The organism is Nostoc sp., from assembly GCF_036917675.1.
Taxonomy (GTDB): Bacteria; Cyanobacteriota; Cyanobacteriia; order Cyanobacteriales; family Nostocaceae; genus Nostoc.
In genome coordinates this window covers 1-14055 of sequence record NZ_JBALCT010000060.1, presented here as the reverse complement: position 1 = coordinate 14055, position 14055 = coordinate 1, and the positions used below count along the sequence as shown (strand labels likewise).

At 44.0% G+C, this 14055-nt stretch carries 14 protein-coding genes; 3 read left to right on the top strand and 11 right to left on the bottom strand.

The features are described 5' to 3' along the window. Positions 1-103: 103 nt before the first annotated feature. The 7 genes from V7K31_RS22585 to V7K31_RS22555 form a co-directional block, all read right to left on the bottom strand. The gene (locus V7K31_RS22585) at positions 104-1054 is read right to left on the bottom strand and encodes a UDP-glucuronic acid decarboxylase family protein (protein WP_335096972.1); all 951 of its coding nucleotides are present in this window, start codon (positions 1052-1054) and stop codon (positions 104-106) included. A gap of 380 nt (positions 1055-1434) precedes the next feature. Next, a complete protein-coding gene (locus tag V7K31_RS22580; RefSeq protein WP_335096971.1) occupies positions 1435-3573 on the bottom strand; it encodes a cation:proton antiporter domain-containing protein in 2139 nt (712 codons plus the stop codon). Positions 3574-3714: 141 nt separating this feature from the next. Beyond that, a complete protein-coding gene (locus tag V7K31_RS22575) occupies positions 3715-4371 on the bottom strand; it encodes an HAS-barrel domain-containing protein (protein ID WP_334829399.1) in 657 nt (218 codons plus the stop codon). An 88-nt stretch (positions 4372-4459) separates the two neighbouring features. Beyond that, positions 4460-4657: an NAD(P)H dehydrogenase subunit NdhS gene (locus V7K31_RS22570; RefSeq protein WP_335096970.1), complete on the bottom strand. Its 198-nt coding sequence runs from the start codon at positions 4655-4657 to the stop codon at positions 4460-4462. A 109-nt stretch (positions 4658-4766) separates the two neighbouring features. Continuing rightward, a complete protein-coding gene (gene rodA, locus V7K31_RS22565) occupies positions 4767-6095 on the bottom strand; it encodes a rod shape-determining protein RodA (RefSeq protein WP_335096969.1) in 1329 nt (442 codons plus the stop codon). A 39-nt stretch (positions 6096-6134) separates the two neighbouring features. Continuing rightward, positions 6135-7205, bottom strand: a complete 1071-nt coding sequence (locus V7K31_RS22560) for an Mrp/NBP35 family ATP-binding protein (RefSeq protein ID WP_335096967.1) — start codon at positions 7203-7205, stop codon at positions 6135-6137. Between the two features lie 193 nt (positions 7206-7398). Beyond that, on the bottom strand, positions 7399-7923 hold the full coding sequence (locus V7K31_RS22555; RefSeq protein ID WP_335096965.1) for an SRPBCC family protein: 525 nt from the start codon (positions 7921-7923) through the stop codon (positions 7399-7401). A gap of 453 nt (positions 7924-8376) precedes the next feature. Here V7K31_RS22555 and hemF point away from each other — a divergent pair, with 453 nt between their 5' ends. Both hemF and V7K31_RS22545 read left to right on the top strand, forming a co-directional pair. After that, complete coding sequence (hemF, locus tag V7K31_RS22550) at positions 8377-9417, top strand: oxygen-dependent coproporphyrinogen oxidase (protein WP_335096964.1); 1041 nt, start codon at positions 8377-8379, stop codon at positions 9415-9417. Positions 9418-9731: 314 nt separating this feature from the next. Further along, a complete protein-coding gene (locus V7K31_RS22545; protein WP_334829410.1) occupies positions 9732-10100 on the top strand; it encodes an STAS domain-containing protein in 369 nt (122 codons plus the stop codon). A gap of 105 nt (positions 10101-10205) precedes the next feature. Here V7K31_RS22545 and V7K31_RS22540 read toward each other — a convergent pair whose 3' ends face one another. After that, on the bottom strand, positions 10206-10811 hold the full coding sequence (locus V7K31_RS22540; RefSeq protein WP_335096963.1) for a chromophore lyase CpcT/CpeT: 606 nt from the start codon (positions 10809-10811) through the stop codon (positions 10206-10208). 208 nt (positions 10812-11019) lie between these two features. Between V7K31_RS22540 and psb29 the strand changes: the two genes are divergently transcribed. Then, the gene (gene psb29 / locus V7K31_RS22535; RefSeq protein WP_335096961.1) at positions 11020-11727 is read left to right on the top strand and encodes a photosystem II biogenesis protein Psp29; all 708 of its coding nucleotides are present in this window, start codon (positions 11020-11022) and stop codon (positions 11725-11727) included. A gap of 195 nt (positions 11728-11922) precedes the next feature. On the opposite strand, the gene V7K31_RS22530 is transcribed toward psb29, so the two are convergent. The 3 genes from V7K31_RS22530 to V7K31_RS22520 all read right to left on the bottom strand — a co-directional run bounded on the left by V7K31_RS22530 (position 11923) and on the right by V7K31_RS22520 (position 13958). Next, positions 11923-12285, bottom strand: coding sequence for a phage holin family protein (locus V7K31_RS22530; protein WP_335096959.1), 363 nt, complete (start codon positions 12283-12285; stop codon positions 11923-11925). Positions 12286-12501: 216 nt separating this feature from the next. Continuing rightward, positions 12502-13185: an ExbD/TolR family protein gene (locus tag V7K31_RS22525; RefSeq protein ID WP_335096957.1), complete on the bottom strand. Its 684-nt coding sequence runs from the start codon at positions 13183-13185 to the stop codon at positions 12502-12504. A 44-nt stretch (positions 13186-13229) separates the two neighbouring features. Then, the gene (locus tag V7K31_RS22520; RefSeq protein WP_335096956.1) at positions 13230-13958 is read right to left on the bottom strand and encodes a MotA/TolQ/ExbB proton channel family protein; all 729 of its coding nucleotides are present in this window, start codon (positions 13956-13958) and stop codon (positions 13230-13232) included. Positions 13959-14055 lie beyond the last annotated feature (97 nt).

Below are 14055 nucleotides of genomic sequence, written 5' to 3'. Positions count from 1 at the left end.
TCGGGTTAGTCTTTTACACACTGGCAGGAAACTCAGCCACTAAGCATACTAGCTACCGATAGGGTCAGCCTACATGAAAATTCACAGCGACGCTAGACGCCACTCAGGTGGTTGAATTATTGGCATCGCTTTGAATGCGATCGCTAAAATCTTCTATTGTTAGTTTTAGCCCTTCTTGCAGAGCAATGGTAGGTTCCCAATTTAACCAAGTTTTTGCCTTGGTAATATCAGGCTGGCGACGTCGGGGATCGTCCGAAGGTAGTGGCTCAAACTTAATTTGCGCGTCCGGGTTGATCATGTCTTGCACAGCTTGTGCCAATTGTAAAATCGTGTATTCACCAGGATTACCCAGGTTTACTGGGCCAATATACTCGCCATTCATCAGGCGGATGAATCCTTCTACCAAATCGGAAACGTAGCAGAAACTCCGAGTCTGCGAACCATCACCGTACACGGTTAAAGGAGTACCCCGCAACGCTTGAACTAGAAAGTTGCTCACCACCCGGCCATCATTTTCTAACATTCTCGGCCCGTAAGTGTTGAAGATCCGAGCAACTCGAATATCAACCTTATTTTGCCTGTAGTAATCAAATGCTAGAGTCTCAGCAATTCTTTTGCCTTCGTCGTAACATGAACGTATCCCAATGGGATTGACGCTACCTCTATACTCTTCGGGTTGGGGATGAACTTCTGGATCTCCGTAGACTTCGCTAGTTGAAGCCAAGAAAAACCTTGCTTTCACCCGTTTAGCCAGCCCCAACATATTCAGCGTTCCGATTACGTTAGTTTTAACGGTTTTAACTGGGTTGTACTGGTAATGTATCGGTGAAGCAGGACAAGCTAAATGATAAATTTGATCCACTTCTAACCGAATTGGTTCGGTAATATCGTGGCGGATCAGTTCAAAGTACGGATGACCTAACCATTTAAGGATGTTCCGTTTATGACCAGTGTAAAAATTATCCAAGCATATTAATTCATGCCCATCACTCATTAGTCGGTCGATGAGATGGGAACCAATAAACCCAGCACCGCCCGTCACCAAAATTCTCATAGTTTCCCAGTTACTTACAAATATTTTCAGTAGCGATCGCACTTACTTTTAGATTACCCAGCTTGGAGACAAAAATACAAAACGAAAAAAAAGAATAAGGCTCAATCAAAAAGTGTTATTGAACTTACCTATTTCTCTACGGATGTAGTTTTGTAATATTTTTACCTTTTTCCTTAACAATTTAATTAGCAAAATACCAAATTTAGTCTCAAAGTTGTCAGTCTTTCACCTAAAATTCATTAAATCTTCAATAAAATAGAGTCTTTTTATGGTTATTACTATTCTCAGTTGGATGCAAAGTAGCAGGGAGTAGGTTGAAACTCGTCAAATTTCAAGCATACCTTCGGGGGGCTACGCCAACGCAGCCCAAATCCACTCAATCATACAGCAGATGTAATGCTGGTAATCGTGTTTGACATCACTACATTTGGGGTTTGAGTGCGTTGCGGTTCTCCAAGCATGACAATGGAGCAGGTAATTTGTCTGGCTAACTGGGTTGTGACATCGCTAATGGCTAACCCTCCAGGACTGGTACGATTACGTATAAAAGGTAAAACTACCAAATCATATAATCGTGCTGCCTGCAAAATTGCTTGAGCAACATTTTCATGAGCGATGATTTGAATTTCTGGGGTATTGGCCAAAGCTAATTTAGATACCAATAGGGAGAGATGCGATCGCCTCCAAGCAATTTTACTGGAACTAGTGCGGCGATCGCACACATTCAGCACAGTAATATGGCTCTGATTTGCCTCTGCCAACATCTGGGCAAATTGTACAGGCTGTAATGTTGGTGATGTTAAGTTTTCTACTGGTACTAAGATGCGCTGAATTTTTTTCGGTGATTCTACTAGACGTGTCACCGCTACTGGACAATGGGATGCCCAAAGCACACCATCAATCACATTCCCAAATAAACGCGCTCGTAACCCAGTCCGTTTACCCCAACCCATAACAATTAAATTAGCCTTTTGTTCACGAGCAGCTCTGCTAATTCCTTGAGCAAAGGCATCATCAATTCGCAGCATTGGTTCTGCGGACACGCCCAATATTCGACTGTGTGCCGTGGCTTTAGTTAATAAGCGCTCACTCCGTTGTAGAGACGCTTCTAACTGCGGTGCATCCATCTGAGCGGCAGCAGTAGCGATCGCCAGGGGTATAATTTTGCCATGAGACTGACGCGCTAATAACGCCGCCATTTCAATCAAATACTGCTCGGTCTGAGGATTATATATAGGTACGACGATAGTAAAAGCATTGTTTGTCTCTGATGCCTTCTGTTCAAGTAGGGGTGGTGCTGGATCTTCGGCTGGTGAAGAATTCAAACCAACAGCTATTCGACTGGTGATCAACGGCCCCAAGGTTGATGTAACAAGCATTAAGATAATCACACTGTGTAATACTTCTAGTGGCAGCAACTGGGCCCGATATCCCACTAAGGCTGCTGCTAGAGTTGTACCAACCTGGGGAAGTGACAGCGACCACATCGTGAGCATTTCTTGCCAGTTATAGCGGTAAACCAGTTTTGTCAACAAAGCGGCAATCAATTTACTGACAATCAAACCGACTATCATCAACAGTGTTAACTTGAGCGTATCTAGATTGTTCACAAAGGCGGGTAGATTGACGAGTAAGCCAAGGTGAACAAAGAAAATGGGAATGAATAGCACACTGCCAATAAATACCACCTTTTCTTTGACTGGACCTTCACCCACAGCTTCATTCACCGCCAAACCGGCTAAAAAAGCACCAACAATTTTTTCTATCCCCATCAATTGAGCGCCTACAGCCGCCAGAAACAGAGAAAGCAACACAAACAAAAACTTGTTTCCTTCGTCGTCTCCAGACCGCTTGAAAAATTCTTTGCCTGCCCAATCAAAGCCTGTGACAACGGCAACAGAGTAAATAACTAACCAACCCGACAAGGTGAGTAGTTTAGCAAAGCTGAATGTTCCAGCATTAGCGACGGCTAGACAAACGGCTAAGATCAGCACTGCGCCAATATCTGTAAAAACCGTCGCTCCAATGGTGACGCTAACAGCTTCGTTGTTTACTATTCCCAAACGGCTGATTATCGGATATGCCAAAAGGGTATAGGAAGCGAATAAAGAGCCAATTAATATTGATATATTCCAGCCACAGCCTAAAATCAGCCCTACTAAGGTTCCCATCACCAAGGGTATACTGAAAGTCAAGCTAGCAAACCCAAAAGCACGACTTTTCTGGCGACGGAACTGTTCTAGATCAACTTCTAGCCCAGCGACAAACAGCAAGTAAATTAACCCAATGTCTGATAACAGGTTAATCATCGGCGAGTCAGACTGAAGTAGATTCCAGCCTGAAGGCCCAAGTACTAGCCCTGAGAAAACCAAACCCACTAATCCTGGTAATCTTAGCCGCTCAAATATAATCGGTATAACTAAGATGACCACCAGCAAAATAGCAAAGGGAACAATTGGTTCCTTGCCAAGAACTTGGGAAGTTGGTTCCAGAACAAGAACTTGTGATATGAGTTCCATAGGTAGGAATTGAAGGGGCTATGGTAAAATTGCGATTATCTTGAGTCCGATCGCTTAATCGATATAAATAGAGAAGCCACCTGACGAACAATCAAAATTCTTAACTTACACTAACTAGGTAATTATCTGAGAACTAACTACCTACGGGTGGATTTGACTCAAAATGAACCGCAAGCGATCGTAGTCGTCTTTAAGTAGCACACTCAAGTTACGTCCAGCTTTAATTAGCCATTCTCGGTCAGCTTTGCGTAACTGGTATACATCTCGAATCGCAGCTGCGGTCAAAGACTCTATTGGCGCACCATTAATACAAAGCAGTGTCCGCAAAAAATCTAGTTCTTCAGTAAATTTAATGATCGCTTCTGGTTCGCACCGATAAACAGCTTGATGAATTTGTGGGGGACGGGGTGGTAGATATTGATATATTCTTTGGTTATAACCTCGATTCTGGGAAGACTGCTCAAATCCCACGATCGCAGCCCGGAATTCAGTTCTGAGCATCGCAAATATTTGGGGTTGTTCCTCGCGTAAGTCTTGCAAAGACAACCCCAAGGCTCTGGCCCGGTGTACTGAATCTATCGGCATAGTTGTGGCATAATACACTACAGCATAAATTTGATTGCCAGATTCTTCATCTACAGAACAAACCCAACTACCAAAGGGTGGCATTGAGGGAAAGCTCAAATCTTTTGGTTCCAAACACTGAGCTAAAAATTCAGTACTAGTAGTTTCAATCACCTCCGCAATATGGTTGGGATGGCGATCGCCAATAGCAAACTGTGGTAGGGGGAGGCGCATGGGAGTGATGAGTTAAGAATGATGAGTTAGGAGTGATGAGTTGAAGAATTGTAATTCCTAACTCCTAACTTCTCACTCCTAACTAATATTATTTAGCTTTTTTACGTCCGGCGGTGGTTTCTACGAGTTCCAATTCGCTCAGGCGGAAGGTAACTAATTTATCCCAGTTACCACCTTCAAATAATACGGCTACTTTGCCATCAGTCAATCGTTGCACGAGTCCTTCGTCGCGATAATAGGTATCTGCGGGATTGTTGACGCGAACAGTTGCTCCAGGCAGGATCATGTTTTTAGCCTCGCTTGTTTCCTTTTAATAGCTTAATACTTCTTAATAGTCATTTGTCATTAGTCATTGGTCATTAGCAAAGGACAAAGGACAACTAACCAATGACGAATCAATAATACTTCTGCCTTTGGCGAAAATTCGCTACCGATTCTACTATTCCCAAGGAAATGAAGTTAGTCAGCATGGCAGAACGCCCATAACTCATCCAAGGTAGGGGAATTCCTGCCACAGGCGCTAAACCTACAGTCATACCAACGTTCACAATCACCTGAAACACGATCATGGAAAAAACGCCAATGGCCAACAACGAACCAAAGTTATCTTTGGCGGTTTGGGCAACATGCAGTAGACGCAAGCAAATTAAGGAGAAGACAAACAGCACTACCAAACAACCAAGAAAACCGAATTCTTCCCCCACCGCAGAGAAAATAAAGTCTGTATGCTGTTCAGGTACGAAATTCAGTTGCGTCATTGGCCCTTTGAACAGACCCCATCCCCAAATTTCACCAGCACCAATAGCAATGCGAGATTGGATTAGGTGATACCCGGCACCGAGGGGATCGTGATCGGGGTCCATGAATACAGTTAGCCGATTTTTTTGATAGTCTTTCAAAATATGGTTCCAGGCGAAGACTCCTAATTCGCCACCCAAGATATTGAGACTCCACGCACTAATAGCGCCAAAACCAAATCGATGCCAGGGGAGAGTTCGCCAGCCCACAATTGCCATCGCAACTGACCAAATTAGCCCTAATAGGCCAAAAGCTAATGGGCCAAAAGCTAATCCTTTAAATAAAACTATCGGCTCTGTTAATGGCCAAGATATACTAAACAAAATGGCGGCAACCACCGGAGAAATCATCAGAATTAACCAGCCTGGGTTAGCATTTGCCCAGTAAAGCATTCCTAAAACGATCGCACCAAATACCAGTGATGTTGCTAAATCTGGCTGCAAAAATACTAATCCCCAAGGTATGGCAGTGATTGCCAGAACGCGGAAAACACCTTCGATGCTAGAAGCAGTGCGCCTGTGTAGCAAAGCTGCTAAGGTGATGATCATGCCGACTTTGGCAAATTCTGAGGGTTGGACGTTAAAGCCGGCAACAGTAATCCATCGTTGCGCCCCTTTGGCGCTAGTACCAGCAATCATCACAGCGATTAAACTGAAGTTCGTCAGTCCGTATGTTACCCAGTGCCACTGCATCAAGATTTCGTAACGGATGCGAGATAAAAACAGGGCTATAAGCACGCCGATAGCTGCTACCATCCAGTGCCACCACCAGTCAGTTACTGGCTGCTTCAGTTCCGTACTGAGGATCATGATGCCGCCAAAGATGCTGATAGCAATCGGTAAACAAAATAGTAGCCAATCTACATCCTGCCAGGGCTTAACCCAAGACTTCCAGCGAATTTTGGGGAGCGATCGTTTTAACAACATTATGCCAGTTTAGACTTAGCTTTGAGATTTGAAAATTTCTTATGTCAGGGCAGCAACTGATACTTTACCAGCAATGGTAAGAGCGATCGCTGTTAATGCTTTTGCCGAAGCCGAATCTGGTTCACCAACCACTATCGGCACACCACTGTCACCACCAACTCGCGTGGAAATCTCTAGGGGTACGCACCCCAATAATGGCACTCCCAATTCGGTGGCTGTTTTGGAGCCACCACCAGAACCAAAGATGTCATACTGCTTATCCGGTTGATCGGGGGGTATAAAATAGCTCATATTTTCTACGATTCCCAAGACCGGGACATTCATTTGTTGGAACATCCGCAATCCCTTGCGAGAATCTAACAGGGCTACAGTTTGTGGCGTGGTGACAATTACTGCCCCTGCCATCGACACTGCTTGGGTTAAAGTTAACTGAGCATCTCCGGTTCCCGGTGGCATATCTACAATCAAATAGTCCAGTTCTCCCCATTCAACTTGATAGAGAAACTGGCGAATTACACCATTGAGCATAGGCCCCCGCCAAATTACTGGTTGATCTCGGTCAATCAAAAAGCCCATTGAAACTAATTTGACGCCGTGATTAAAAGCAGGTTCCAGGATGTCACCTGTTTTGGTTGAGCGGACAGTAATTTGGGCATCAGCTAGACCCAGCATGGTGGGGTCATTGGGGCCATAAATATCAGCATCTAGCAAGCCGACTTTTGCCCCAGTTTGGGCTAAAGCCACTGCTACATTCACCGCCACCGTACTTTTACCAACGCCACCTTTGCCACTGGAAACAGCAATGATATTTTTCACCCCAGAAATGCCAGTGCGGTCGGGCAAACTTTTTTGTTGCGGTGTTTCTGCCGTTACTTCTATACTGACATCTGTAACGCCTGGGAGTTTTTTGACAGCTTTCTGACAGTCTTCGACGATAAATTCACGTAAAGGACAGGCAGGAGTGGTTAACACCAAAGTAAAACTAACCTTACCAGCGTCAATTTTGACGTTGCGAATCATATTCAGTTCTACCAGACTTTTGCGGAGTTCTGGGTCTTCCACTGGTCGCAAAACTTCTAAGACAGAGTGAGAATTGAGGACATCGTACATAAAAAATTAAAATTCAAAATGAAGAAATACACTCGTGGCGAACATCTTAGCTATTAACTGGATGCTTTCTTAATTAAGGTCAGGTTAGTGTTTTCACCTAATGCAATCTTAACTTTCTTTGGGCATTGGGCATTGGGCATTGGTTATTTCTCCTCCTGCCTCCCCTGCTCCCTCATGCCCCACTCCTCAGTACCTAAAAATCAAAGCAACTGTCATTAAGGGATTTTTTCTTACTAGATACCGTTGGCAATGCCGTCTTTTCTACTGCCTCGACTAAAGACCGTGCAACGCGGTCTGCGTAAGGACGGGATAAAGACCAAATCAGGGGCGATAACCAACCCCGTAGCGTTACAGAATAAGACAGACAAGTACCACAAACTGTTGACTCTACTTGATAAGTCACCCGTTCCTCTATCCCAGGAATCGCCAGCACTCGGATACTCAGCATCTCTCTAGGATTGACGCGTTCCACAAAAATCCGAATGGGAATCGGGGAAAAGCGTGTTACAGCCTGAAAAATCAATCCTGGTTTGGGTACTAATCCGTAGGGGACATTAGTACTCTTAAGTAGTGGATGCCAGGAAACATCTGTTAAATCAGCGACTTTTTGCCACATTTCATCTACAGAAGCAGAACTAATCTCTCGATACGTCCGCACCAGAGAAGCGCAAAACCGACGACGTTTGCGGTGGATGAATTTGGATAACCAACCTTGCATTTTCCTAATCCTCCTCCCTAGACACTTTCTGGTAACTCTGGTATTGTGGGCAACTACCCTTAGTTCCTAAATTAAAACTTTCTCCGAAATACCCTAAACATAGCAAGCCTCGATTCGCCACAGATGCCAACATCCAACATAGCAATATGGCAAAGAAGTTTTGAGCAGGCAAGTCTTAACCTTGAAGTATCAAGGGTAAGACTATAGTCTAGTGTTTATACCAAAATATTCCAATTAAAAATAAAATTTCAAAAAAAAACTCAGTCAATATACAAGCGTATACGCATTTGAGGGAAAATAACTGTAGTGATGCCCATCAATCGTATAAATGCTTAACCAGTAAGAAAAAGCGGGTTGGGCAAATAGAGCTTGATTGTTGACGCATGTTTCACCCAAATTTTAAGATAAGAAATTTGTGGCTTTCTGGAAATTGTAATTTAGGTTCGGGAATCTATGTTGACCAACTCGCAAATACCAACTGTAGCAGCACAATCATCCAAGTCTTTGCCAGCAACTGATGCTCAGACTAGGGTCAGTCAGTTTATGAAACAATTGCAAGACGAAATTACCGAATCATTGGCAAAACTAGATGGTGTGGCTAAGTTTCTCGAAGATAGTTGGGAACGCCCAGAAGGGGGCGGAGGGCGATCGCGCGTGCTGCGCGAAGGTGCAATATTTGAACAAGCAGGTGTAAATTTTTCTGAAGTTTGGGGAGAGCATTTGCCAGCCTCAATTTTAACCCAACGCCCTGAAGCAGAGGGGCATGGCTTTTATGCCACGGGCACTTCAATGGTATTACATCCTCACAATCCTTACGTACCAACAGTTCATCTAAATTATCGCTATTTTGAAGCCGGTCCAGTGTGGTGGTTCGGTGGCGGTATTGACTTGACACCTTATTACCCCTTTGCTGAAGATGCGGCACATTTACACAAAACATTAAAACAAGCTTGTGACCAAAACCACCCAGACTATTACCCAGTGTTTAAGCGGTGGTGTGATGAATATTTCTACCTGAAGCATCGTGATGAGACACGGGGTGTCGGTGGTCTGTTTTTTGATTACCAAGATGGTGAGGGTGCTTTATATCGTGGTCCAAATCCCAATGGGGAAGCGGCTATTTATAGCAACCAGGTGGGAACACCAGCAACCCGCAATTGGGAAGATTTATTTGCCTTTGTGCAAGACTGTGGTAAGGCATTTTTACCAGCCTACGTACCAATTGTAGAACGGCGACATGGGATAGAGTATGGCGATCGCCAACGGAATTTTCAACTCTACCGCCGGGGACGGTATGTAGAATTTAACTTGGTTTATGACCGAGGCACAATTTTTGGTCTGCAAACCAACGGACGCACCGAATCAATTCTCATGTCCCTACCTCCCTTAGTGCGTTGGGAATACGGCTATCAGCCAGAACCCAATTCCCCTGAAGCCGAATTATATGAAACCTTCCTCAAGCCCCAAGATTGGATTAACTGGACACCCAATTAATAGTGCTGAGTGCTGAGTGCTGAGTGCTGTTAGCTATGGTTTAGTCCATGCTGAGTCTGGAGTCAGGAGTTATGATAATTATCCTGATCTTCCCCCACTCCCATTCGGCTACGGTCACGGCAAGCCCACTCCCTACTCCCCACTCCCCATTAAAAATTGCTACTCAGCACTATTTCGGTAAGTTAAACTACTAAAGGTAAGCACTTAAGAAAAAAAGGTGACAATTTTAGCTATAGCTTGTTAATCTCAAGTGACAGCATTAGAAAATTCTGTCGCTAGTTAATCTGAAAAGGAATGCCACGGGGAGGGCTTTAGTGATTCATATAGACCAAAAAAGTTATACAACCCAAGACGGAAACACTGTTATTGTCTTGACACCAGCCGGTCGCCTAGACATTACCACTGCTTGGCAATTTCGCCTGAAGTTACAAGAGTGTATTTCCAAACTCAGCCGCCATGTAGTTGTAAATCTGGCTCAGGTAAATTTTATTGATAGTTCCGGTCTAACCTCTTTGGTAGCTGGGATGCGTGATGCTGATAAAGTCAAGGGCAGTTTTCGCATCTCGAATGTACATCCAGAAGCGAAACTTGTGTTTGAAGTGACGATGATGGATACTGTCTTTGAAATCTTTGAAACAGAAGAGGAAGCTTTAGAAGGTGTACCTCGTAGCATTGCCAGCTAAGAAAGACGCGATGTTCCTCGCGTCTGTACAGGAGTTAGGAGAGATGCGAGGAACATCGCGTCTGTTAGGAGTTAATTCAAAACTTATAACTCATGACTCATAACTTTATCTTATTGAATACTGATTTCGCTTGGTGTAACGATAAGGCCCCATAATCGCTCCCCAAGTTGCTTTTCCAGTTGCTGGGTCAATTCCTTTGTCGTAGCTGTGAAATTCTGCCGCAGTGGCTTCAAATCCTAAGGAAACATAGACGCTATTACCAAGATAAGTAAAGCTGCAATGAGTCTCTGGTAGTGAGGTAGCGGTAAACTTATAGCGATCGCGGGCTAGTGTTTCCTGAGTAACTGTTAGGATACAACCTGGTAGTAAATCTAATTGTTCGGGTGTCAGTGTGTTCAGTAGAGCAGGATTATCACCTGCGCCTTTTAATGCACTTGGATCTTGAGGCATGTAGTATTGTACTTCTAGAGATGCGTCAGAGTTGCTCCCCTGACGCAACCGCATAATTCGCTGGCGGTAAGGTTGGTCTAGGTTAATAATGTTAGCCTGTTCGGCAAACAGGGTGATGCTATCTTCTGTGAACAGATTAACTGGTCTTTGCCACAGCCGGAGGTGGACATACCAAACTGGCTCTGCTATGGCTTGTTGCCGATTATCAAATTCACCAGCTAGGTACTCACCTAAAGCAATTAACTGGGGCGAGAAGTTCATAAATGCGATAAACGAATCATTAAGGATAATAATTTTTTGCTAGTTTTTAGGTTAAAGGGTCTTATCCCCAGTGTCTAGCAGCTTATAAAGTGCTTCTGATTTGTCTATATTGTAAATGAAACCGTCACCAGCTAAAAGCTTAACTTGGCAAACTAGCCTTTAAGCGAGAAAATAAAGATACGTCGCCCTTAACATTCTCTTTTTCTTTGTGAATAACGTCCGTACTGTCTCTGATACAAAGCGAACTTTCTATAATCTTCACACCCGTCCGATCAACACTATTTATCGTCGGGTAGTAGAAGAATTGATGGTGGAAATGCATCTGCTGTCAGTAAATATCGATTTTAGCTACAATCCAATTTATGCCTTGGGTGTCGTCACTACCTTTGACCGCTTCATGGAAGGCTATCAACCAGAACGTGATCAAGAATCAATTTTTAACGCCCTATGTCGGGCTATAGAACGAGATCCGCAACACTATCAACAGGATGCCCAAAGATTGCAAACTGTAGCTAAAGGTTTACCAATTAAAGATTTAATTGCGTGGCTAGGTCAAACTACTCACTTAGATCGAGATGCTGACTTGCAAGCGCACCTGCAAGCGATCGCCAACAATCCTAACTTTAAATACAACCGTTTGTTTGCAATTGGTGTATTTTCGTTATTAGAACTGTCAGATCCCGAATTAGTCAAAGATGAAAAACAACTCACTGAGGCGCTGAAAGCGATCGCTGCTGGCTTGCACCTCTCTGATGACAAACTCAACAAAGATTTGGAACTATACCGTTCTAACCTAGACAAGATGGCGCAAGCGCTGGTGGTAATGGCAGATATGCTCTCAGCCGATCGCAAAAAACGCGAGCAACGTAAACAACAATCAACTATCCCAGTTGCTCCCCCAAGTTCCAACGAATAGTTAGGAGATGGGAGATGGGAGAGACGCGATGTTCCTCGCGTCTGTACAAGAGTTAGGAGTAGACGCGAGGAACATCGCGTCTGTGCAGGAGTTAAGACTTATTAACAACTCATGACTCATCACTCCTAACTCCTAACTATTGATTTTAAAGTAACTCCTAACTATTGATTTTAAAGTAACTCCTAACTATTGATTTTAGACACCCAATAATTTGTAGATTAAGCTGTTAATTATAGTCAGCGCAAATGCGCCGATAACAGCACTCCAAATTCCGTAACGCAAGCGAAAGCCGTCTACTAACCAAGCAGCAATACTAAAACAAACCACGGCAATCATAAATGTGAAAATACTGGATAATAAGTCCAATGTGAGTAAATTTGGTACTGCAAAAACGAGGCTTAAAATCGGTCTGACTATTGCCGTCACGATACCAAGCACTGCGGCCGAAAGGAAAGCTTTACCTGGAGTGTCAATTTCAACTCCCAGAGGCAATTTGCTAATTATTAACAGGGTGATAGCTGTTACTATCCAAACAATTAAAAGCGTCACGATATTCATGCCACAACCCCTGAAACGTGAATGGCAATTGGTGATAAATTACTTTAGTTTATCGGTGGAAAAATCTTTAAAGCTCAACCAATTATCTATAAATTAGCAGGAAATTTTTCTCTAACCGAATTTTATTTTAGATATCTTTAGGTTTGGGAAAGAGCTTGAAGGGGAGTGAGGAGATGAGGGAAATTCTAACTCTCCTCTGCTCCCCCGCTCCCTATCTCATCTTTTAAGAGTAGGTTGGGTTTTTTTGGGTGCTACAGGGGTTTGGGATGCTGGTGGGTTGGAAATACCAGGATTGATCGGACTAATACCCTGCCCAGTTGAAGGTTGACTAGTTACCGTCGGTAAGGGTACGGAATTAGGTGCTAAGGGAAAATTAGGGGTAAGATTCCCTTCAGGATTGATACCTGGAACTGGTGCTGCACCAGGATTGATTGGGAATGACGGAACAGTAGGCTGGTTGAGTGAGTTTGTGGGTGGTTCAGATGGGGCAGGAATAATTCCCAAAGAAACGCGATCGCCCCCTACTTGCCGTAGCAAATCCAATGTCTCAATCACATCATTGTAAGTTGCTGTTCGGGAAGCATTCAGCACCACAATGGCACTGGGATTTTGTTGGAGATACTGTTTTAACCTCTCTCGCAAATCCTCCCGTTTTACAGGCTGTTTTTCTATGTAAGTATTGCCAACGGCATCGATCGTTACAATCAGACTTCCACTCTGTGATGTTATTCCAGATACTGAACTGGGGCTGGCTTTAGGCAAATCAACATTTATTGCTTGTTGCCGCGTAAATTGCAAAGCTGCTAACAAAAAAAACGTCAGGATACAAAAAACAACATCAATTAAAGGGATGATTTGAACTTGGACTTCTTCAATTGGAGTATGTAGATTAACTTTCATCGTCTCACTCTAACACCTGGTTTGGGGGTTGAATTCTTAACTAATTAATTAGGTGCATTCGGGGGTTCAGGAGGTTCAGAAAACCTGGTCTTTCCTGGCTTGCGGGGTGGAGTAAAATTTTCTGGTACAATTGCTGATGTTCTATTACTAAAGTCAGGCGGAGACTGCCGGTACAGTAATTCCATCTCATTCCCTGCCTTCCGAAAAACTTTGACTTGGTTAACTACAAAACTTTGAAATAGGCGGTAAAATGCCAAACTAATAATGGCAACTATTAGCCCCGTTGCCGTAGCAATCAGTGATTCACCAATACCAGTAGTTACCCCAGCAGTAGATTCAGTTCCTAAATCGCCAATCCGAATTGATCGCAAAGCGCGGATCAAACCCAAAACCGTGCCCAATAATCCCAGCAACGGCGCTAGGGCAATCACGGCTTCTAAAAGTTTTTCGCCCCGCCGCATTCCAGCTAATTCATCTTCGGCGGTAGCCTCCAGTGCTAATCGAAAGGTTTCCGCATCAGTTTTGGCGAAGCGTAGAGGGGCATAGAGAAAACGCCCGACGGGCTGATGGCTTGCAAGTCTGGCAATGTCCGCAGCTACTTCCCAATTATCCTGGGCAGCATCTAGGATGCGATCGACTATTTGCTTTTCCTGAGTCAACATTCGCAACCAGAACCACAAACGCTCGAAAATCACACTCAAAGATAGAATCGAGAGAACTAGCAAAGGCCACATTGCTGGCCCGCCCTTATAAAATAAATCTAAAATATCCACTGTTTGGTTGAGTCGATGGGGAGTATTGTCTCCCGCACCTCTCAGTTAGATCCGTGCGTACCCGTTTCCGTGTACACGGCTCCCGATGTTTTTAGCT